Genomic DNA, 22,690 nt, shown 5'->3' on the forward strand with positions numbered 1-22,690 from the left:
AATTAAAGTTTTTTTGTCTAATCAGACTGGCTAGAGAAAGCTGCGCGCTTTTATTTGCTTCTCGTTATATAGGGAAAAAAAGAAGCATTTTTACAATTCATTCATACTTTTTTATTTAAAAGTTTCTATTCCAGTTGGTTTAACTGAATGTACTCTAAAAATTCAACGATAATCTGGGAAATGGCATCTTCTTGTGGCAAGTAAATAAATTTACTTACATGCAAAATATCGTTTTTTAAGAGATATCAATGAGCTGTAGCATAGCTTGGCTGTCCTTTTTCTGAACTATTTGTATTAATCTTAAAAGTCCACTGTCTGAGATAGTTCCTGGAGCATTTTTCTTCCATTTGCTCACCGCCTGTTGACTAATGTGTAATTGCTGAGCTACTTAAGATTCAGTTAAATCTTCAATATAAAGCTTATACATTGGTTGATACATCTTCCTAAGCCTGTTTTCTCAAACTACAACGTGAACCCTAAGAAAAAACGCAAAGAAGCTCCAGACCTGAGGCCCAGAGCTTTCTTTGTTTAGGTCAGTTATTATTTTGCGTCCGAAGGCAATGAACCGGCTACGCCCCAAATTTCCACATTAACTTTGTTTGTACCGCCCCGGAACTGAATTGTATATCGTCCAGAACGCAAACCGTCCGAAAATCCCGCATCAGTACTTCTCCAAACTGTTTCACTGTTTTTGCTGATTGTCTTGCCGTCAACATACACTTTACCAGAATCGTTGTGCTGTACAGTAAAATCAACCGGGGCATTAGCATAATTTCTAATGCGCAATTTAACATGCCCAAACCCCTTAGGAACCTCGAAGCTACCTGGTGCAGTTGCACTTCCCCCTACAGTAAAGTTAAAAGAATTCCCCACGCTCTGAGGAGTTATGACATGGTCACCAGTAGTTGTTGTACCAGTATCTCGGGTCACCTTAGTGGATGTATTCGCCGAAATCTTATCAGGATGAGGTACTGCTACATCATTTTGTGCTGCGTAAATGTTAGGTGTACCTACAACAAAAAGCAGTAAAGCAGCAATAATAATCGCTATTTTTTTCATGATATTCCCTTCTGGTCATATATTTACATTATAATGATAACATTCACATCTGTTTTACAGGCGTTTTATCACACTTCATAAAGGAGAGAGATACATGTATTCCCTAAGCGGTACCATTGCTTTAATATCAAGCATGTCTATGTTTTGACTTTTTATACTATTTAAGAGTCACCCATTCCGCAGGATTTAATGATGCTTTTTACTTATTTCCACTGATCTTAATTGTTCTTTGTATTTATTCTTATTGGAAGGATCATGATGAAAAAAGTAGGTCGTCCAGAGAAATAGAACAACGGGTATAGCTCAGATCTGAGCGGTTAGATTTTCACAGAAGAAGGGAAGAGTCGTCACAGATTTTAGGCTTTCTGCATGTCACTTAAAATTAGCTTTCTTATTTTTTGAAATGAGTGTAAATTTTAATGATTAGATTTTGTAGGTGAGCATGGTTTCACTAAAAGTTTGCAACACGGCTTCTTTTTTACCAGCTTTGGTCTCCCGTAATAGCAAGGTTCCATCTTTTTTCTTGCAGATGATCCTCTCTTGCGTTTCCTCATCTGTTGACTGACCATAAACTACTTCATTTTGACTGAAGTTTTTTTACAAACAATCCATCCTTCGTTTTGATTCTGTCAGGATGACTGGGAGGGGTAAGAGAAGTGATGAATATTGACAATCTCCAAAAGTTGATGTGCGCAACCTTTTGGATTATAATAATCATGTTTATATTTTTTGGATTTATTACATAAAATTATAAAGGGTGATGACAATGAATAGGGCCGCGACAGGAACTATATTTTGTTTTATATCTGCTATGTTGTATTCTTCTTATTATCTTTGTGCATCAATTATAGGAGCCGGAACGTTAAATCCTAATTATAATGTAACGTTTGATTCTCTAAAAGTTTTTGCCGTAATAGCTTTGATTATTGGAGTAGCTTACTTAGCTGTAAGTGAATATGAATATTTTAAAAAAAAGAAGAAGGACTAGTCCTTCTTCTTTTACATTATCAATTAATTACTATAGCTTTGTTTCTACTACAGTGATTACACCTTGTACTTTACCACCCGCAAGTTTAACAGGGGTTTTGATGGTAACATTACGGATGCGCTCTAATACCGTATCCACATAATTATAACCAACTAGGTCTCCTGTAACTACTTTATAAAAAGGGGTAAATTGTAGTTTCGCTTGATATCCAGGCTTAACAGTTAGAGAACTAGTATAAGTATAGGAGTCAGTAGTTGACCAGCCACCTCCTAGAACTGAAGTTACTGCGTCATTCCATTTAGTGGAAACGGTCATATTCGCACTCCACGTATAACTTTTTGACCAACCTACCGTTTGGGTTACTGTGGTAGTTTTGCTTTTATTTTTAATATAGTCAGTTACATCGCTTTTCATAGCTACTTGTAATTGACTAGGATAGTATAAGGACTGGATTAATTTACGCTTAGAAACAAAGTCAAGGCCAGTATCAGCCATTGGACTAATCCTATTTTCGCCATCATAAACTTGAGCTGTGACTGTCTGTGGCTGTTCTTGAGAAAGAAGTTTTTGATACTCATTTAACGAAATTTCTTCCAAACCACTATCTGTAGTTATGTAGGCTTTAACTACTTTGGGCTGTGAAGTAGCTGACTCACTAACAGCAATATTAGAATTAGTTACCTCAGCATTTGCAACAGATACAACAGGAACAGAAAATAGAGCTACTGATAGAGCAATCAACGCAAAACTTTTCTTTTTCAAAGAAATCCCTCCAAATAATATTATTTTATAGAAACTTCTTTTGCATAGAAACTCACAAAAAAAGCGACTAACAACGCTAATAAACATGTAAGTATGTAATCTTATGTAATCGAGCAAAAGTAAAGTGAAGAAAATTGCATATGAAATCACACCATAAAATATTTCAATATTATTATATTTTTTAATCAATGGTAATAATTACAATAATTATTGTATCACAAAACTTCTATTTTCCTACCACAAAATTCAAGAATTCCCTATAAATGAATCCCCCCTCCTAGATAGCTAACCTTACAAAGCTCTTAACAAGCTTGCATTGCCATTTCCTTTAGGCCAAAGGATAGGTTTTATGGGTCATTGGTTGGTTTTTGAAATTAATATGTGCATCGATTCTTACCCATACCTCAAGAAATTAATTACATTTTATGACATGGTAATGTATTTTTCTTTTAAAAAAGCCATTATATAGAATGATTATATTAGTTAGATGAGAGGAGGGATAGTTTTGCATAAACAGTATCTGTTTTATTTACTTGAACGAAACCAGGCGTCATGCTAAGGCAAGAAAAACAATGTAGGTGATGTGGCTTTGAAAGCATGAGGATGTTTGGTTATATCAGTTGGGTCAGCTTCTTGGTCTGAAACATACGGTTGTACTGATTAATCAGTTCATCCAAAAACATAGACTGTTCAAGCACACAGGCATGTCCGAAACCATACTGTTTGTACAGATCATGCAATCGTTGCCGGGCATCTTCCAACTGTTGATTTAACGTTTCATCTGTATTCATAGCGCATTCCCTCCTAATGAATCTCATTTTAGGTTGGAATGTGGAAATATGGATTGCTATTTTAGCAATCAAAAATCAACAAAATATAGCAAAAAAAGACCAGCAGCTAGGCTGGTCAATGGTAATGAAATAGTGCTCGGATCAAGCTCCACCAATGTGTTCTTAGGTTTAAATGTGCCCAGGATAGGATCTTTAGCCTGAACTGGTAGTACGAGTACCAGTACAAAGCTAATTGCTGTCAAGAACAAAACCATCTTTTTGATCATTTTCTTTCCACATTTTTTGAAGTTTTTTTCCTGCTTCAAAGACAGCATTCACACTAAAACGATCAAATAATCGTGCACAATTTGAGATAATCAGTTGATTATTAATTGTAAGAGCTTTTTCCCAAGCGACTAAAAGGCACTCGAAACCATATGAATATCTTCCTTTATTAAGGCTATACTTGGCCATCTTGTACCAAAACCGTGCATACTGCTGTGGCAAAAATTGTTGCTTAATATCAGCAGGGGATGGCTCCTGATACGCGGCAATTTGGGGTTCAAAGCGCTTGAGGATATGATCAACATTAATATTGTACTGATTAGCTGCTTCAATGACGTTTAAGAGTTCGTTGAAAATATATTTTTCGCCTGCCATATACTCTACGTAATCCGGCAAGACACTCACATCTCCCGACATCAGCTTGTTCACGTAAGTATTAATTTTCGCCCATTGCTGATATTGCCCCTTCCAATAAAGCGAATCGGGGTCCTGCTCCTTTACCCAACTTAGATCGGTATAGCCCTGAAGATGTTCTAGTGCATGTTTATGATCTCCTTTCGCATCGCAAGCATTAGCACACATTAGTTCGGAATAGGCTATGTAGGTAAAAAGCGGCTTACTTGGTTTTTTCTGCGACTCTTTTCCTTTACGCTTGGAGTTGTGAACCAAATCATATTGAACCTGTCCTAATTGTCCCATTTGCTTTGCATACTTATATACCTTGTCCCACTGACTCAATGCTCTGTACACATTCGCTAAATCTTTCAGCGCATCCAGTTGGTCGGCTTCATGCAAACGATGGACAAACGATTCGAATTTGGCGGCGGCGTCCATATTGCGATTTTGATCCTTTCCGATCGCAATGGTGAACAAGCGATAGTGGCAGATCGCAAGTCGTTCCGAATGCTGCTGTTTTTCGCCCTCGGCGATGTTCTCGTATAGGTAAGCCGCTGCTTCCCGATAATCTTGTTCATAACAATCCTCTGCTAATGCAAAGAGATAAGGAAGATAGCCCAGATCATCCAGCAGCACACTTACTACTTTTTGCAAACAGTCTACGCGCTGAAACTGCACACAGCGGTACAAGAACGGGCTAATTCTTCTCCAGTTCAGCGGTGCATCTATCACACTTTCTTCAATATATCTTTCATAGAAATGGTCTGTTGGTAAATTCATTCCTAACGTAATGCGATCCAATTGGTGCACCGAAATGGTACGATTGCCCGTTATAATACCGCTTACTGTGCCCGGATTCATGCCAGCAATGTGTCCAAACTCGGTCATGCTCAAGCCTGCTTGTTTTAGGTATCTTTCTAATTCTGCTCTAATCTTGGGTGTGATTTCCATAAATAAACCACCCTTTCAGCGTGAACTTTAATATGATACACATTTTTTTAAAAAATATATTTTGGAAACTTATAATATGATGAAAGTTTCGACTACTCCTGATAATACCACATTTTGGAATAAGAATAAATGCTTCTATTTTATTGCTTTTTATCTTGGTAATAGGAGGTCTTTTGGCAATGCCTCATGTAAAAATGACAAAAAACTTAGACCCTACAGGGCGCTTAGTCATTCCCAAGGAAATCCTGTATACATGCGATATTTTTCACGGTCATTCTATTGAATTTTTTGCAGATGAAAAGACGGGTACGCTATTACTACAAAGATACTACGGGCAGTCTTGTCATTTTTGTCTCTCTACTGAAGAATTAAGTGGTTTCAAAGGCTCTCTCATATGTAAAAATTGCAACTATATGCTCAAGACCGTATCTATGCGTGTACAAGTCTTTCAGCCCAAAGAGATCATGGCCCAACTTCTTTTAGATCTATATGAAAGCCATCCACATGCTACACAACAGCAATATGCTGGCATGTTGGGTATCTCAGAAGCTCGCATAAGCCAGCTCATACAACAAGTGTTCGATCAGGCAAGTGCCCAACTGGAGGAATGAGCTTTGCCAAGACAGATGAAGAAGGAGGATATCATATGAAGAATACAGGTATGACTCGCTCTTTAGATCAGTTAGGCCGAATCGTTATTCCTAAAGAAATGCGGATGTCTATGGGTATCGATGTTGGCGATCCTTTAGAATTTTATATGGATATTGAAACCGGTTTTTTGAGTATGCGAAAGTATATCGGGGTCGCCTGTAACCTATGTAATGCTGTCGAAGATCTGACCTATTTTAGAAATTCACTTTTATGTAAAACCTGTATACAAGAGCTAAAAGGCAATATAGGCGTTAGTCGCACTCCTGTTCCGATGGTTAAGAAACCTGCGTACAAAGGAAAGAGAGTCAACCAATCATCACAACGATTAGTCGAGCGTCTAAGAAAAATGGTACATGAACATCCCCATGCCAAGCAGGGCGAATATGCACAATGGCTTGGCGTGTCACAAGGCCGTATATCGCAGCTTAAAAAGCTGTTGTAGCTTGATTAACCTGCCAAAAATCCGTATACTAACAAAAAAGCAAACGACATTACGCCCGTGAAGAGCATCCAACTCGGAGGCGTTTACGCCAAGGAACATACATGAGTGTACAAGATGAACATGTATTCCTAAGTAAACCGGACACCCGCCCGTTATAGCGGAGCAAAGTGGATTGGAGAGTCATGACATCTGTCATGCTGTTCGGTCAATTTGGGTGGCACCGCGAGATCAGAGCGCTCCTCGTCCCATGTGGATGAGGGCGCTTTTTGTATTTTTATCCGAAAAGGAGTGCGGTGTCATGTTGGATATCAAGTGGATCAGAGAACATCAGGAACAGGTTCAGGCAGCAGCAAATGGAAAAGGAATACAGGTCTCGGTTGCAGAGCTGCTCACCCTGGATAACCGGAGAAAGCAGTTGCTTCAGGAAGTGGAGCAACTCCGTCAAACGCGGAATCAATGTAGTCAGGATATTGGTGCATTGATTCATGCCGGGAAGAGCGATCAGGCGGAAGAAACCAAGCGGCGGGTCAAAGAAATTAACGGACAGTTAGACCGTCTGGAAGCTCCACAGCGGGAAGTGGAGGAGCAGTTTCAACAGCTCATGCTTCTGGTTCCTAATATCGTTTCGCCAGATACACCACGGGGCAGATCGGATGAGGATAATGTAGAACTGGAGCGGATCGGTACGGTTCCCGATTTGGGATTCGAGCCACGCGATCATATGGCGCTCGGTCAGCTTCACAGCCTGATCGACGTTACTCGTGGCGTCAAAACAGCCGGAACCCGGAACTACTACCTGACAGGAGCCGGAGTCACGTTGCACCGGGCAGTACAGCAACTTGCAGTGGACCTGCTGACCGAACGGGGCTTCCAGCTGCTGGACGTTCCGCTGATGGTACGCGCCGAGGCGATGCACAGCACTGGCTTCTTCCCGCTCGGGGTGGATCAGACGTACCGTATCGCAGGAGAGGATCAATGGCTCGTCGGTACCTCGGAGGTCCCGCTTGTCTCGTATTACAGCGGTGAAATCGTGGACGTTACGGACCCCATCCGGTTGGCAGCCGTGTCGATATGCTTTCGTAATGAGGTCGGCTCGGCCGGAAGAGATGTACACGGACTGTATCGTGTTCACCAGTTCGCCAAGGTCGAGCAGGTGGTGATCTGCGAAGCCAGTCTGGATGCTTCGGAGCAGATGTTTCAGGAGATTACGCGCAATGCGGAAGACCTGCTTCAACAACTGGAGCTGCCTTATCGCAAAATGGCCGTCTGTACAGGCGATATGGCGCAAAAAACTTACAAGCAGGTGGATATTGAGACATGGATGCCCAGCCGACAGGCTTACGGCGAGACGCATTCGTCGTCCCAATTGCTTGATTTTCAGGCGCGGCGTTCCAACATCCGCTACCGGGATGCGAACGGCAAGCTGCAATATGCCTACACGCTCAACAATACGGCAGTTGCTTCACCCCGTATTTTGATTCCACTGCTGGAGAATCACCAGCAAGAGGACGGCTCGATCCGTATTCCGGAGGCTTTACGCCAGTATATGCCGCAGCAAGCAGCGTTTCTGCGACCTCCCGGTCAGGACGAAACAGTCTGAGGATTAACAGCATTTAAGTAACACGAACAGCATTAATATAAACTCCAAACGTGATGATCAACAAAAGACGAAGGAAGCTATCCTTCGTCTTTTTAAACGTCTTACTTCGCTTCTGCTTCCCACGCACTGGCAGGGCCAAAAAATTCATAGTGGATATCCGAAGCAGGAATATTCCATTCCTTCAACAGACCATACACCGATTGCATGAACGCTTCAGGACCGCAAAAGTAATACTGTGCGTTACGTTCCGGTAGCACAGATTGCAACCAGGCCAGATCTAAACGGCCTTCCTTGTGAAAAGCCTGCGCCAGCCGATCCTGCTCCGTTGGTCTGCTGTAACACCACCGGACTGCGGCCTGTGCATGTGTGGCGACCAGCTTTTCCACCTCATTACGCAGAGCATGGTTATCCCCATTGACTGCTGCATGGACAAAGGTGACGGGGCGATCCGGGGCAGACTTCACCAAGGAAGCCAGCATACTGACCATCGGGGTTAGCCCGACCCCACCGCTGATCAGCACGACAGGTCTGCGATCTGTCCGATCCAGCGTAAAATCGCCAGCTGGTGCAGATACCTGTAGTACATCGCCCGCCTGCACCTGCTCATGCAGATACACGGATACTTTACCTGCCGGACGGAACTCTACGGCATCCTCGCGCTTTACGGATATCCGGTAGTGAGGTTGTCCCGGTGCATCCGAAAGACTGTATTGACGAATGTGGGTATTATGTTCACCCGGAATATTCACCTGTAGGCTGATATATTGCCCAGGCTCGAATGCAGGCAGCTCCTGTCCATCCTGCGCCACCAGATAAAAGGACGTAATTTGATCGCTTTCCTTGACCTTATTCTGCACAACAAAGCTCTTAAAGTCTGGCCAGCCTCCCTGCTGCTGTTCCGCCTCCTTGTACATTTCAGCTTCCACGTCTATAAATACATTAGCGATCACACCATAGGCCTCGGCCCATGCGGCGATGATCTCGTCTGTAGCCGCTTCACCCAGCACATCCTTGATCGCGGCAAGCAGATATTTTCCGACGATGGGATAATGCTCTGGTTGAATTCCCAAACTGCGATGCTTGTGTGCAATCTGACGCACCACCGGAAGGATTTCCTCCAGACGGTCAATGTGCTGTGCAGCCGCATATACCGCATTGGCAAGCGCCCCCTGTTGACGTCCTTGCTTCTGATTCGCGTGATTGAATATATTGAGAAGCTCAGGATGAGCCTCAAACATCATCTGGTAAAAGCGTTTGGTGATTGTAGTTCCGTGTACTTCTAAAACAGGTACGGTCGATTTGATCGTTGCAATGGTTTGCTCGCTCAGCATCCTAGCATCCCTCTTCTCTTTAAAATAAGGTGAACAAAAGGCAAAAGGCGCTTCCGTAACATGCCACCCTTTGTACACCACCTAAGTACAGCCAAGTATACCGACGAGAAATCGTTGCCTGTGTGATTGCAGTCACTTTAAATTTGAAATAATTTGTGAACATGTCAATGACAAAACGCACAATCGTAAACGTTTCAGAATATAAGCAATGACCTTTCCCCTTTACGGCAGTTTCACCATTCTAAAAACTTCAATTTATTCCACTTGTAAACGCTTCCAATTAAGATAAAATCGAAGATGAGGTGCCGGACAAGCTGTTCTGGTCATCCTATCCGCATTAAGGGAGGCAGATGATATCGTGAAGTTAATCAATAGCAAATGGCTGGGCGCATGGATATGCATCATACTTGCAGTGGTCGGTACAGGGCTTCAACCGAATGCAGTGCATGCCGATACGACAGGTGTGACCCATGCAACCTATGGAGTCGAAGCGCTGAATGGTTTGGATACCATTCATGCTGATGCAGCACTATCGCTGAACGCAGCAGCAAGCACAGCTATTACAAACGGAACGGATTGGAAGGATACCGCAGGTAATCCGATTCAGGCCAACAGCGGCAATATTCTAAAGGTAGGCTCCACTTATTATTGGTACGGCGAGCATGCCGAGAACTGGAAATTTGAAAAAGTGAACGTATATACCTCAACCGACCTGAAAAATTGGTCCTTCCGCAGCACTATTCTCAGCAAGGATTCCGCCCCTGAGCTGAATTCCAGCAAAATCGAGCGTCCCAAGGTCATTTATAACCAAGCAACCGGAAAATACGTGCTATGGGCGCATTATGAAAATGGCACCGATTATTCGCTGGGCCGCGTAGCTGTCGCTACCAGCGATACACCAGACGGGACTTTTGCCTACCAAGGCAGCTTCCGCCCACTGAATTATGAATCCCGCGATATGACCGTATTCACGGATACCGACGGTAGCGGCTACCTCGTTACCGCTTCCCGCAAAAATGGCGGCGCCAACGATACGATGGCGATCTTCAAGCTGACCGACGATTATACGGGCGTGCAATCGTTTGTGGGTTGGATTTTCGAGAATGGCTACCGTGAAGCCCCTGCTGTTGTGAAAAAGAACAACACCTACTACCTGTTTACCTCGCAGGCATCCGGCTGGTATCCGAATCAGGGTGCTTATGCAACCGCCAGCTCCATGACGGGAAGCTGGTCTGCGCTTTCACCCTTCGGTGACCCCGCAGCCTACGGCTCGCAGATTCACTCCATCGCCACCATTACAGGCAACGCAGGAACAAGCTACATCTATATGGGCGACCGTTGGAATCCACTCAATCTGAGCGACCACAAGTTTATATGGCTACCGCTGACCCTGAATGACTCCAGCAAAACGGCAACGCTGAACTGGTACAGCAGTTGGGATCTGGATGCCGCGGCAGGCAACGTGATTCTGCCTTCGCTTGTGAATCACGCGCAAGGCAAAACGGCGACTGCTAACTCAGCCGCATCCGGCTCTCCGGCTTCGCTGGCGAATGACGGTAATGCCCAAACCTCATGGAAGGCTGCATCTGCATCCTGGCCCGCTTGGTGGCAGGTTGATCTTGGCAGCACGAAGACGATCAGCGAAGTGGATATTTCCTGGTTTATGTACAAAGGATCTGAAGCGTATTACAAATATAAAATTGAATACAGCGCGGATGGAGTTAACTATTCCACCATTGACCGCACTGGTAATACTGCGTATGGATTTACCAGTGACAAGGTTAACTTCCAGGCACGCTATGTACGAATTAATCTCGTCAATGCGGTGTTATTTAATAACCCGAACAACTGGTACACCCCGACGGTGCATGAAGTAAGGTTGCTTGGTAATTAACCGTTCGCATCTGGAATATTGCTTAAACCTAAAAAAATATCGCACAACTCTTGCGCAATGTTGTACTCATTTGCAGGAGTTGTGCGATTGTTGTTGAACCGCTATGTTCGAATGCCTCTCTTAAACTTCCAGAAGCGTCCCAGGCCAGGTGGTGATAGTGAGTCGCAGATCATTAGATATCAAGCGCTGCATGATATCCTTGATATATTGCAGTCGTGATCGTAGATGCCTTCACACAATCTCCGATTTGTGAAACATAAGGTGCACAATCTATTAACTCATCTACTACGTTTCTTCTAGCTCGTTGTCCAAGCGCACAAATGACTGAAGTGCCTGGAACAAGATGTTCTTCACCATTGGGATCAGCGCAAACAACACCTTCTTGTGTAACACATAGCCCTTTAAATCCTAAATGAACTTGAATGTTATTTTTTTCGATTTCTTTTAGCATAATGGGACGATGTCTAATATTAGCATCCGGAGCCAGCTCTGCTCTCATCTCTACCAGATGAACAGTCTTACCTTCCTGGGCAAAGTGAATGGCTGCTTCACAGCCTGCCAGACCTCCTCCCAATACGACTACGCTATCGCTGACCCTGTCCTTCTCCAGGTAGTAGTCATTCACAATGACTACGTTATCACCATTCAATCCAGGAATCGGAGGAACAAGCGGTGCGGAACCAACCGCTATAATTAACGCATCCACATTTTCTTTCTCCGCATAATCTTTAGTAACAGGTGTATTCAAACGAATCTCAACGCCAGCGTCTTTCGCCAGTTTTCCGAGAGTAACACCTAACTCATACATCTCATATTTAAAAGGAATCGCCTGTTCTCCCCTCAAAATACCCCCTACCTCGTCAGACTTCTCACATAGAATGACTTTATGTCCCCGTTTAGCTGCAGTAAGAGCTGCATAAAGTCCGCCTGGGCCTCCGCCGGCTACTAGAACCTTACGTGGATTAGGGGAAGGATATATTTCTGTTCCATCCATTTCACGACCAATTAATGGGTTAACCGTACAGCGTCTTGTGGATGTTTCTGCACGTTCAGCCATACAGGTGAAGCATCTCAGACATTTAATAATGTCCTCGTCGCGGTTACTCATCACCTTTTTTGGAAGCTCTGGATCAGCCAGTAATGCGCGAGCCATTTCAACAACATCCGCCTGACCGCTGGCAATGATTTCTTCCATTTGAGCCGGGTCATTTAATCCGCCGACCGTTGCAACCGGAACACTTACATGCTTCTTAATCTCTGCTGCAAGATAAACATTACTTCCATGAGGCAAGAACATCGAAGGATGTGTGATACCAAAGCCTGTCTGATAAGTTCCAGCAGATACATGGAGCAAATCGATTCTTGATTCGATTAATTTAGCAATTTCTATACCTTCTGTCAGGTCATAGCCGCCTTCAAACAACTCCGAGCCACTCATTCTAAACTCGATTGGGAAGCCAGAGCCCACCGCTTCACGGACACTGTCCAGAACCTCCTGTGCAAAACGCACCCTGTTTTCCAAAGATCCGCCATACTTGTCTGTTCTGCGGTTGAAATAAGGAGAAAAAAACTGATTAATCAACCATCCATGTCCGCCATGGACCATAATCATTTCATAACCTGCTCTCTTGGCAAGTCCAGCACATCTACCATAAGCTGCTACGATATCATCAATTAGTTCTTGCGAAAGTTCCTTTACTTCTCTGCCGTCCGGGCGTACTCCGGGGCTGGGTCCCCACTGAGCAAGTCCTTGTTTCTTATTTTTGTCAGTCAGATAAGTTCCTGCATACTGTCCAGAATGAGATAATTCCACACTGGCAATTGCCCCGTGACGGCGAATAGCGTCTGCAGTATAGGTAAAACTAGCAAGGGAATCTACTGTCCCCAGATCCAGATGGTACATATGGGAAGCTTCCGTTTCGGGATGAACCACAACTTCACTGACCGTGACTGACGCAGCACCGCCTTTGGCTCTTAATTCATAAAAAGCTGTAGATTTCGGTCCAATAGTGCAGTCAGCTGTAATATCTGTACCTCCCATAGGAGAGCCAAACATTCTATTTCTGAAGGTCACATTTCCAATCGTGATTGGTTTACATAGGTTTGGATATTTTCTTTGCATGATTTCATTCTCCTTATCTGTATTTATTACTTTATTACATTTAATGGATATATCCCTAATTCTTACCTACAGACATCTTCTGATTTTTTCGGGCAGCCAACTTATATACAAATGTTAGAACAAGTCCGGTTATGCCAAGTACGGCCGCAATGACAAAAGCTCTCTGATAGCTACTGTCTGTGCTGTAAACATGACTCATAATGGATGGGCCAAAGTATCCTGCTGTTGCAAATCCAATAAACATAATTCCATAATTCACACTATTATTTCTCACACCAAACTGATCGGCAGTAAATCCAGGAAATACCCCCATCAGTGCACCAAAGCATAAACCAATAACTGAAATACCAATATAGAATGTCAACACACTACCTTCGCCTGAAAAATAAAGCAATGTGAGTCCTATGACCGAAAAGACAGAAGAAAAAGCCAGGGTATTGATTCGACCGATTTTGTCCGAAATATAGCCTGCAACGATTCGTCCGCCCGTGTTAAACAATGCCAATACGGAAACAACTGTCGTAGCGGCTGCCGCAGACATACCAATCATTTTCTGAGCTATAGGAGAAGCTTGTGATGTACACATGAGTCCGGCAAAAGCACCACACATTAATAACAAGATCATGATATAAAACAGAGGGCTTGAGAGCATGCCTTTCCAGTCTTTGTCGTTCTGAATAGAACGGCCAACATTTACAGTCTTGGGTGTCCATCCTGCAGGGACAAAATCAGATGGACATTTCTCAATGAAGAAAGAAGCAGCACATACAATAATAAGAAATGCTATACCGATGATAATGAATGCTGATGTCACACCAGACCTACTGATTAAACTATTGGCAATAGGAGGTATAATAACTGAGCTTATTCCATAAGCAGCCGTTGTTATACCGCCAACTAATCCTCTTTTGTCAGGGAAAAACTTAATAGAGTTGCTAATTGTGCATCCGTAAACCATTCCCGTTCCTAGGCCGAGTATGATACCGTAAGCCAATACCAGGTAACCTACAGATGTTGCAAATCCTGATAAAATCATACCGCCTCCAAACAGCAAGCCCCCTACAAAGATCACTTTCTTGGGCCCGAACCGATCATTAATCCAGCCACCTGAAATCATCGTGATAGGACCTACCGAATTTGTAATCGTAAATGCTATAGCCAAATTCCCCGGTGTTAAACTAAGTCCTGTGACGCTGCTCAAATATTCTGCCATTGGGGCAGAAAATACACTCCACGCGTAAATTGATCCAATACACAGATTAATAAAGCAGCTTGCAATCAGAATAATCCATCTCTTTTTTGTAAGTTCCACTAAGATCTTCTTCTCCCTCGTCGTTGTATTGTGAAATCATTCACATATTTCGAATTAATATTAACATGCACTTTCGAATATATCAACAGAAACATGTATGTGTTTATATGATTTGTCGAACGTGTTTTTGAATATATGTATCAATTTTATTGTGGACTCGCTAAATATGTTATACTTAACCAATAAACGACGAATATGTATAAGGAAGAGAGCCTTATGAGAACTTTAAAATATGCCATCCTAGGCTTGTTAAATAAAGAACCTATGACTGGTTATGATATCGGTAAAGAATTCAGTAGAGATTTAGGCGAATTTTGGACTGCAAAGCACAGTCAGATCTATCCAGAATTAAAAAAACTGCTTAATGAGGGACTTATCGTCTACGAAATCCAAATTAGCGGAGAGATTTTAGAAAAAAAATTGTATTCGATTACGGAGGAAGGCAAAGAAGATTTTTTACAATGGTTAAAAAAAGCAGAGCCTATTGAACCGACTCCCAAAGATGTGTTTAGGCTGAGAATGTATTTTTCTAATCATCTGGATGTAACAACCCGATTAGATCTGTTGGAACATCAGCTGCTTCAACATCAAGATAGGCTGGAACATTTACGCAAAAATAAAGAACGCTATGAAACTATTCCTCCTCTTGATAGTGATAACTTTGGCGATTATCTTGTATTAGATGGTGCTATTTTACGCGAGACTGGAATCATACAATGGTTAGAAAATTTTATTTCTTATTGTAAAAAATAGAACGTCTCCTTTTCCCCTAAATGGTTAACCAAAAGAAAGCATAAGGATCCGAGATCTGTAGCTCGAATCCTTATGCTTATTCTTTTATTCTTTACTTATCAACGCATCCGGTTCACTGTGGTAAACACAAATTTGTCGTACCGATGTCGTGAGAAAGAGTATTCAAACGGAATACCCGTATCCAGATATCCCACCTGCTCAATTTCCAAGATTGGATCATCCGCTGCACAGTCCAAATGCTCCCGATCCAGTTCTGTCGACTTGGACGCGCGAATTGTACGATGTGAACCGACAATATTAAGGCCCAGCTCCTCCTTAATATGTTTGTACACCGAGCCATACAGCACCTGCTCGGTAATACCGCTAATCAGCTTCGTGGGCATGTACGTGCGCTCGATAACATAGGGCTCACCCTCTACAACACGCAGACGGATGAGGTGATACACAGGAGAATTGGCATCAATAAATAGATGAGCCGCTACTTCCTCGGATGGAAATTGAACGTCAAAGGCTACGATTTTATTTTTGATTTCTTTCCCGCGCAGCAGATTGGTTAACCCCAGCATTTCATTCACGACGACATTAACAGGACCGTTGTGAACCGATTTGACGATAAAGGTTCCGTGTCCTCGTTTACGATTCAGCAGCCCTTCCATCACCAACGTATCCAATGCCCTCTTAATCGTCATCCGACTCACCTGAAACTCACTTGCCAGCGAAATTTCATCGGGAATCGGATCATCACCGCTATAAGTCTTATCCATAATCCGCTGTTTGACCTCTTGTGCAATCCGCTCGTATTTATTCATCAGTCTACCACCTGTACTAAAAATTGTTTTATGTCAGCATTTTACCAAAACATCGGTATCGCTGGTTCATTTTGTTCTGCAGGCGGGACGTTAAGGTGTTACGGTATAAGTAAGTATACCGAACATTACACTTTCTCACCAGCGGCATACGGCATAGTCCATTTTCGGTGATGAAGAAAAAAAGGCGGTCCAGAGGACCACCTTAAAATCCGTTATTTTCGATCACCTGCTTGAACCAGTGCCCACTTTGTTTAACGGATCGTTTGCCTCCGTCCTGCAGGTCGACAGATACAAAGCCATAGCGGTTTTTATAGGCGTTCGACCAGGACCAGTTGTCCATAAACGTCCACAGGTGATAGCCTTTCACATTTGAGCCCTCCGAGATCGCCCGTTGAACCCATTTTAGATGCTCACGGATAAAATCAATGCGATAGTCATCGCGGATCATACCCTGTTCATCCCTGAATTTCTCTTCGCCCTGAACACCCATCCCGTTTTCCGAGATAAAGCATTCAATATTTCCGTAATTCTGTCTGACATTGGTCAGGATATCGTAAATGCCCTTCTCATAGATCTCCCAGCCCCGCATCTCATTCATCTTGCGACCTGGCATCACATAATAATCAAAGTAACGTTCCGGCACAAAAGGCGCGTCCGGGTTCGGCAGACTTTCGCGGGCCTTGACTCTGCGCGGCTGATAATAGTTAATGCCTAGCAGGTCCACAGTGCCCTGACGTATAATCTCCCGATCCCCTTCTTCCGTGATGGGTAAAAATTCCTCTTGGCGCAGCAGCTCCACGAGCAAAGGATTAAATTCTCCCGTCACAGATGGGTCTAAAAAGGAACGGTTAAAGAACGCATCGCATATCTCAGCGGCCTGCACGTCTGCCGGATGCTGACTACGCGGATAGGTTGGCGTCAGGTTCAAAATAATGCCGATTTTGCCCTTGTAGCCTCCCTTTCTGTATGCCTGAATGGCACTTGCGCTCGATAACAGGGTATGATACCCCACCTGTACAGCTTTACGGAAATCCACTTCATTCGGATAGTGGAAATCGTACAGATAGCCGCCTTCCACCGGGACAATTGGCTCGTTATGCGTAAACCATTTGGCTACACGATCCCCGAACAGCTCGAAGCAGATATTGGCATAATCCACATATGCTTCGACCGTATCCCGGTTCACCCAGCCTCCCTTTTCCTGTAAAGCCATCGGCAAATCAAAATGATACAGATTCACGAACGGCTCAATATCGGCCTGACGCAATTCTTCAATGACGGCATTATAGAATTGAACCGCCTGCTGGTTTATGGCACCTCTTCCCGCCGGAAACAGACGAGACCAGGAAATGGAGAACCGGAAAGAGTTGTGACCAAGCTCTTTCATGAGTGCAATATCTTCTTTGTAACGGGTATAGAAACGGGACGTATCCGCAGGACCGACCCCGTCATAGAAACGGTTCGGCTCCTGCTCAAACCAATAATCCCATATGTTCGGTCCTTTGCCGTCTCCCTCCACGGTTCCTTCTGTCTGGGTAGCCGAAGCTGAGGAACCCCACCAGAAGTCGGATGGAAAACGGTATGAAACGGTTTGCTTCTCTGTATCTTTCATTTCGGTATGATTCACAGCTCTACTCCTCTCTCTTTTCCAATGAACAAGCTGCTAATCCAGCAGCTCATTCACGTTACATTCCAACAGTTTGATCCTTGCCTGCACTGGCTGCTTGGCCAAGCTCCTCTTCCTGTTCTTTACGAACATTTACCCGGTCGATAATTTTCAGGAACGGGAACCAGATGATAAAGACGACAGCCATATTAAACAGTTGCAGCACGCCACCCATCAGAGAGCCCGTACCCATCATTCCACTAAAGAACAACGGCATCGTCCAAGGAACCTGTATCCCGTTTGGCGGCGGTACAATCCCGGTGGACATGGCAAAGTAAGTAATCAGTGTAACGATCATTGGAGAAATGACCCATGGGACAAAAATCAGCGGATTCATCACAATCGGCAGACCGAATATGACGGGTTCGTTGACATTAAACAGACCCGGTCCAAGGGCCAGCTTACTGACCTGCTTCATTTGCTTGCTCTTGAGGAAGAATAGAATCGAGAGCACCACGGCCAGGGTCATACCTGTACCACCGATACCTACTGTATAAATATCCACAAACTGCTTAGTGATAATATGCGGCAGCTCCAAACCTTTGGAGTACGCTTCATAGTTTTCAAGTGCCAGCGTGTTCCAGATCGGGTCCATGACCGAGTTGATAATAATCTGACCATGAAGTCCAAAGAACCATAAGAGCTGGACAAAGAAAACAGCAATCAAGGTAGGGATAATGCCACTGCCCAAATGCACCAGCGGTGCCTGAACGGCATGATAAATCAAATCATGCAGGTTATTATGAAGCGTCAGAGTAACCACTACGTTGATGATTAAAAATATGCCCAGCGTAATACACGCAGGAAGCAACGCGGCAAAAGACTTGGCAACCGCTGGCGGAACCCCTGGTGGCATTTTAATAACAATCTTCTTCTGCGTCACCTTTCGGTAAATCTCAGCCGCGATAAAAGCGACGATCATCCCGAGGAACATGCCCTTGGCCCCGATCCGGTCGACCGGAATGACCCCAGCAATCGTGGCACCGCTTTCTTGTGTCAGCACGAACGGAGTCAGCATCAGGAAGCTGGCCAAAGCGATCATGCCGCCAAATATCGGTTCGACCTTATAACTTCGGGATAGATAATATCCGATCCCCACGACCACGAACATAGTCATGATATTCAGTGTTGCATTGGGCGCAATATTCAGCAGATTCTGAAAAGTCGTCAGATTGCCCTCGCCCATCCACCCTTTCAGAAACGGCAGATTAATAATAACGACGATAATGGAGCCGAAAACCGTTAATGGAAATGACAACATAAATGCATCACGCAGTACAGTAAGATAGCGGTTGTTGTTCAGTTTACCGGCAATAGGTATTAAAATTTGGCTTAATTTTTCAAACAAAGCCTATTCCTCCCCGCGAAGTAACTTGCATCAGGTTTGTTGTGAAATTTTCATGCCCCTAATTTCACAAACTCTTGTGTACAGATTATAAATTTCTGGATTTAAAAAGCTCCAGTAGCTCTTGAACCAGATCCTTCATAGTGACCGTGGACATGAGATGATCTTCCGCATGCATCAGAAGGAGCGACAAAGGAGTTGGGTTTCCTCCGGCTTCATTCTTCACCATTTGAAAATGGATATCATGCGCAGCCCGCAAATCCTGCTTCGCCTGCTTAATGAGATCGTCTGCACCTTCCGTGTTCTCATTCCGGTATTCGCTCAGTGCTTGAATCACTTTACTGCGAGCGCTTCCACTATGAAGAATGAGTTGGAAACTAATTTGCTCTTCCGTCAGATCGGCTATGTTGACTTTATCCATTTTTACGCTCCACCAGCTTCAAAGCCTGTTCATAGACTTTCTTGCCGTCCACCAGTCCGTACGCCATCATGTCGATCACTTCTACATGGATACCGTATTGAGCAGCTTCCTTTTGCAGCTGTCCTTTAAGAAAACTCATTTGCGGGCCAATCAATACCGCGTCAGCATTAGCCATGTCTTCTGTCGCCTGATCTTGACCTACTGCCCAAATTTCAGCCTCGTCTCCAATAGATTTGGCATAATCCTGCATTTTGGTAACCAGCAAACTTGTAGACATACCTGAGCTACACGCCAGTAAAATTTTCTTCATGATTGTTCCTTCCCTTCAAGGTCTGATTGGATGCTAACTACTAGAAAACGTTTACAGCGTAATTATAAATCCGCTTTTTAAATTTGTCTATACATTTAATTTATATGTATAGACTTTTTTTAAAATGACACATTTTATTTTTTTCCTCAACATTAACGCTTTCATCTCTTCTCTTTCATCTCTCAATAACATTTGAGGCTCAGAATATTAGAATAGTGCATAATTCGTCCCTCGAAGTGCGAACCGGGGGTCATATAGACGAGGAATACAAGCAGTTGTATGATTAGCAGAAATAACAGGTATTCATAGCTTCACTACATTACACGAAACGGAGGTTCCGCCCATGAATGTAACCGATAATGACAACAATACCGCTCTTTGGCTGCGATATGCGCCTTACCTGATGTTTGATCACAAGGAGCCATTTTACCCGGATTTTGTTGGTGTGACGGTGCTGGATCAACCGGGTCCTTCCCCCTCCTTTCGTCGCACATTGGAATTTTCGGACGAACGGGTGAAGCATATTGTGGAGTATGCCATCTGGTGGGACTACGAAATCGGTCACCTCTATGAGCTGGAGCATGTGTGGGTCTATGTCGGGCATGATGGTGAGGTCGTAGACTGCGAAGCCAGCTTCCACGGCAGAGTGTTCAAAGGGCTACTCAAGGACCGCGGTAATCTACTAGACGGTACGCATGTACGTCTGTACTCTCAACCGGGAAAGCACGCTTTCTCGCCGATCACGGACATTTTCGAATTGTTGCCTGACCTGTACACCAATGCGAACGAACGCGCCGGGGTGGACGGGCTGCTGACGAACGAGCTGTTCCACGGCCTGATTGCCACGAATGATGAAATTGATGGGCTTGTACGGCGCCATCTCCAATCGTTGTCCTTCGTACCAGCCATGGAATTTGAGGAATATTACTTCACGCCGGAGCTGTTCATGCCGTGGTCTTCACTATTTCACATCATACCGGAACGAATTGAAGCCTGTGTACAGGAGCTAAAGCGTCAATATTTGTAGATGTTAGTAGGACATGCAGAAAGGGGTACGGCAGAGCGAAGGTGAGAACAGCGGGCAGGCGTAAAGCGGCGGCGGATGAATGGGTCGAGAAAAAAGGTTCGCGGATACACTGGAATCAATAGTGGAGGAAATCGAAGTATCCGTGCTGCGTGAGCTGGCGGTGAACCGTTCCCTGAAAAAGCTGGAAGGCATCACGCCCGGTGGTTACCGTAAAATGAAAATCCGCCCGCAACAGGGAATAGACTGTGGGCGGGCGGCTGAATAACCGTGCAGGACATTATATTCTGTTATGCTCTTGGAATCCGATGCGTCCTATCAGTTAAACGCCTGTCAGACGTACAAGGGACCCTTTTTCCAGATCTACATAATCAACTGTAAATGCGTGGGTCCGCACGTTGGCTTTCAGAAGGGCACGATAGGTCCCTTTTTCCCATTGGATTTCCAACTGATCGGAATTTCCAGCTTCTACGATTTTGATTTCACCATCAAAAGCAGGATAGGAATTGCGGAATTTCATCAACTGAAACAATCGCTTCAAAACTGGTCTTTCCAGGTTTTCAATGACTTCCTCTTGGGAATAGTAATGCCGATTAATGTTACGGCCTACCTTCGTTTCTTCCAATAGCGCGATGTCATTTTCACCTGCCAGCAGCCCTACATAATAGACTTGGGGGATGCCCGGTGCAAAAAACTGAATGGCTCTTGCCAGTACATAGGCATCATCGTTGTTGCCGAGTGCTGAATAGTACGTACAGTTGAGTTGATAGATATCCAGGTTATTATAGGCGGCCGTATTGTATACCCTTTTAATGTTAGCTCCCTTGGAGAACAAATTATTTTTGGTCTCTTCGATCTCTTCATCCGTCATTAAGCCCTTGGCATCCACTACTCCAATTCCATCATGAGTATCCAGCGTAGTAAACTGCTTTCTCGGACAGATGTTCAGCCAGTGAGTGAGACGCTCACTATTACCGCTATACAGTGTGTGCAGCACCAGCATAGGCAGGGCAAAATCGTAAACCCAATGATCCTTCTCAGCAAGCTTCAACTGAATGGAGTAATGTTCATGAATCTCCGGCAGAACATCGACGCCGTATGGCTTCAATATCTCCTGTGCTTCACCAAGCATGTCCCAAATTTCAGGCTCCACGAAAAAACAATTGGTTCCTCTTTTTTTGGTAGCATATGCAAAAGCATCAAGTCGGATGATCGAAGCACCCTTTTCAGCCAGACGAATCAGGTTTTCTCTGACAAATTGCTGGGTCACGTCCGAGTGCAGATTAAGATCCACCTGTTCCCCATCAAAGGTACACCATACCTTTTCCGTCGTACCATCCTTAAACTCGACATCAACATAAGGCGCACGTGGCTTTCTTTTATAAATCAAATCCACTTCTTCCTGAGTGGGCTCTCCATTCGGCCAAAAATCCTTGTACCGGATAAACAAGTCGGCGTACGGCGAAGCGTCTTTATGTTGGACAAAGTCCTGAAAATACGCCGAGCTGCGAGAGATATGATTAATCATAAAATCAAACATGAGGTAAAAATCCTGAGACAGCCGTTTAATATCTTCCCAGTCACCAAAGGGTGCGTCAACGCTCTCATAGGTCATCGGAGCAAAGCCACGGTCTGCCGAAGACGGATAAAAAGGAAGCAAATGGACGCCACCGATAACCTGTTTAAAATGGCCGTTTAGCAGTTCCCCCAGCTCTTTCAAATTCTTCCCCATGCTGTCTGCATAAGTGATAAGCATAATTTCATTTTTAATGGACACGATGGTTTCTCCCCTGTTCTCC

Annotated in this window: 21 protein-coding genes; 8 read left to right on the forward strand and 13 right to left on the reverse strand. The window is 44.1% G+C overall.

Going from position 1 to position 22,690, the window contains the following annotated elements; genetic code table 11:
• Positions 1-540: 540 nt before the first annotated feature.
• Positions 541-1,059, reverse strand: coding sequence for a hypothetical protein (locus QMK20_RS25540; RefSeq protein ID WP_283653819.1), 519 nt, complete (start codon positions 1,057-1,059; stop codon positions 541-543).
• 766 nt (positions 1,060-1,825) lie between these two features.
• Here QMK20_RS25540 and QMK20_RS25545 point away from each other — a divergent pair.
• Positions 1,826-2,047, forward strand: coding sequence for a hypothetical protein (locus QMK20_RS25545; protein WP_283653820.1), 222 nt, complete (start codon positions 1,826-1,828; stop codon positions 2,045-2,047).
• A 30-nt stretch (positions 2,048-2,077) separates the two neighbouring features.
• On the opposite strand, the gene QMK20_RS25550 is transcribed toward QMK20_RS25545, so the two are convergent.
• The 3 genes from QMK20_RS25550 to QMK20_RS25560 form a co-directional block, all read right to left on the reverse strand.
• A complete protein-coding gene (locus QMK20_RS25550; RefSeq protein WP_283653821.1) occupies positions 2,078-2,809 on the reverse strand; it encodes a hypothetical protein in 732 nt (243 codons plus the stop codon).
• 611 nt (positions 2,810-3,420) lie between these two features.
• The gene (locus QMK20_RS25555; protein WP_044644219.1) at positions 3,421-3,600 is read right to left on the reverse strand and encodes an aspartyl-phosphate phosphatase Spo0E family protein; all 180 of its coding nucleotides are present in this window, start codon (positions 3,598-3,600) and stop codon (positions 3,421-3,423) included.
• A 228-nt stretch (positions 3,601-3,828) separates the two neighbouring features.
• Positions 3,829-5,211 (reverse strand): helix-turn-helix domain-containing protein, encoded by a 1,383-nt coding sequence (locus QMK20_RS25560; RefSeq protein WP_283653822.1) that lies wholly within the window; start codon positions 5,209-5,211, stop codon positions 3,829-3,831.
• A gap of 179 nt (positions 5,212-5,390) precedes the next feature.
• Between QMK20_RS25560 and QMK20_RS25565 the strand changes: the two genes are divergently transcribed.
• The 3 genes from QMK20_RS25565 (at position 5,391) to serS (ending at position 7,904) form a co-directional block, all read left to right on the forward strand.
• Entirely contained in the window at positions 5,391-5,822 is a 432-nt protein-coding gene (locus QMK20_RS25565) for an AbrB/MazE/SpoVT family DNA-binding domain-containing protein (protein ID WP_283653823.1), read from the forward strand.
• Positions 5,823-5,857: 35 nt separating this feature from the next.
• Positions 5,858-6,304 (forward strand): AbrB/MazE/SpoVT family DNA-binding domain-containing protein, encoded by a 447-nt coding sequence (locus QMK20_RS25570; RefSeq protein ID WP_283653824.1) that lies wholly within the window; start codon positions 5,858-5,860, stop codon positions 6,302-6,304.
• Positions 6,305-6,602: 298 nt separating this feature from the next.
• On the forward strand, positions 6,603-7,904 hold the full coding sequence (gene serS / locus QMK20_RS25575; RefSeq protein WP_283653825.1) for a serine--tRNA ligase: 1,302 nt from the start codon (positions 6,603-6,605) through the stop codon (positions 7,902-7,904).
• Positions 7,905-8,005: 101 nt separating this feature from the next.
• Here the strand turns inward: serS and hmpA are convergent, their stop codons facing one another.
• Positions 8,006-9,235, reverse strand: coding sequence for an NO-inducible flavohemoprotein (gene hmpA, locus QMK20_RS25580; protein WP_283653826.1), 1,230 nt, complete (start codon positions 9,233-9,235; stop codon positions 8,006-8,008).
• A gap of 358 nt (positions 9,236-9,593) precedes the next feature.
• Here hmpA and QMK20_RS25585 point away from each other — a divergent pair, with 358 nt between their 5' ends.
• On the forward strand, positions 9,594-11,129 hold the full coding sequence (locus QMK20_RS25585; RefSeq protein WP_283653827.1) for a family 43 glycosylhydrolase: 1,536 nt from the start codon (positions 9,594-9,596) through the stop codon (positions 11,127-11,129).
• 172 nt (positions 11,130-11,301) lie between these two features.
• Here QMK20_RS25585 and QMK20_RS25590 read toward each other — a convergent pair whose 3' ends face one another.
• On the reverse strand, positions 11,302-13,251 hold the full coding sequence (locus QMK20_RS25590; RefSeq protein ID WP_283653828.1) for an oxidoreductase: 1,950 nt from the start codon (positions 13,249-13,251) through the stop codon (positions 11,302-11,304).
• Positions 13,252-13,306: 55 nt separating this feature from the next.
• The gene (locus QMK20_RS25595) at positions 13,307-14,563 is read right to left on the reverse strand and encodes an L-lactate MFS transporter (protein WP_283653829.1); all 1,257 of its coding nucleotides are present in this window, start codon (positions 14,561-14,563) and stop codon (positions 13,307-13,309) included.
• Between the two features lie 216 nt (positions 14,564-14,779).
• Between QMK20_RS25595 and QMK20_RS25600 the strand changes: the two genes are divergently transcribed.
• The gene (locus QMK20_RS25600; RefSeq protein WP_044644212.1) at positions 14,780-15,316 is read left to right on the forward strand and encodes a PadR family transcriptional regulator; all 537 of its coding nucleotides are present in this window, start codon (positions 14,780-14,782) and stop codon (positions 15,314-15,316) included.
• Positions 15,317-15,414: 98 nt separating this feature from the next.
• Here the strand turns inward: QMK20_RS25600 and QMK20_RS25605 are convergent, their stop codons facing one another.
• The 5 genes from QMK20_RS25605 to QMK20_RS25625 form a co-directional block, all read right to left on the reverse strand.
• Positions 15,415-16,125, reverse strand: a complete 711-nt coding sequence (locus QMK20_RS25605) for a GntR family transcriptional regulator (protein ID WP_283653830.1) — start codon at positions 16,123-16,125, stop codon at positions 15,415-15,417.
• A 202-nt stretch (positions 16,126-16,327) separates the two neighbouring features.
• Positions 16,328-17,737 carry a glycoside hydrolase family 1 protein gene (locus QMK20_RS25610; protein WP_283656345.1) on the reverse strand — a complete coding sequence of 470 codons (1,410 nt, stop codon included), beginning with the start codon at positions 17,735-17,737 and terminating at the stop codon, positions 16,328-16,330.
• 73 nt (positions 17,738-17,810) lie between these two features.
• Positions 17,811-19,139, reverse strand: coding sequence for a PTS cellobiose transporter subunit IIC (celB, locus tag QMK20_RS25615; RefSeq protein ID WP_283653831.1), 1,329 nt, complete (start codon positions 19,137-19,139; stop codon positions 17,811-17,813).
• 85 nt (positions 19,140-19,224) lie between these two features.
• Positions 19,225-19,557, reverse strand: coding sequence for a PTS sugar transporter subunit IIA (locus tag QMK20_RS25620; protein WP_283653832.1), 333 nt, complete (start codon positions 19,555-19,557; stop codon positions 19,225-19,227).
• Positions 19,550-19,867, reverse strand: a complete 318-nt coding sequence (locus QMK20_RS25625; RefSeq protein ID WP_044644206.1) for a PTS sugar transporter subunit IIB — start codon at positions 19,865-19,867, stop codon at positions 19,550-19,552. The genes QMK20_RS25620 and QMK20_RS25625 overlap by 8 nt, the downstream gene beginning before the upstream one ends.
• Positions 19,868-20,210: 343 nt before the next feature.
• On the opposite strand from QMK20_RS25625, the gene QMK20_RS25630 reads away from it, so the two are divergent.
• The gene (locus QMK20_RS25630; protein WP_283653833.1) at positions 20,211-20,894 is read left to right on the forward strand and encodes a hypothetical protein; all 684 of its coding nucleotides are present in this window, start codon (positions 20,211-20,213) and stop codon (positions 20,892-20,894) included.
• A 79-nt stretch (positions 20,895-20,973) separates the two neighbouring features.
• Positions 20,974-21,159, forward strand: a complete 186-nt coding sequence (locus tag QMK20_RS25635) for a hypothetical protein (RefSeq protein ID WP_283653834.1) — start codon at positions 20,974-20,976, stop codon at positions 21,157-21,159.
• Between the two features lie 54 nt (positions 21,160-21,213).
• Here QMK20_RS25635 and gtfA read toward each other — a convergent pair whose 3' ends face one another.
• Positions 21,214-22,668 carry a sucrose phosphorylase gene (gene gtfA / locus QMK20_RS25640; protein ID WP_283653835.1) on the reverse strand — a complete coding sequence of 485 codons (1,455 nt, stop codon included), beginning with the start codon at positions 22,666-22,668 and terminating at the stop codon, positions 21,214-21,216.
• Positions 22,669-22,690: the final 22 nt, after the last annotated feature.

Origin of the sequence: Paenibacillus sp. RC334 (assembly GCF_030034735.1) — a bacterium.
GTDB lineage: Bacteria > Bacillota > Bacilli > Paenibacillales > Paenibacillaceae > Paenibacillus > Paenibacillus terrae_A.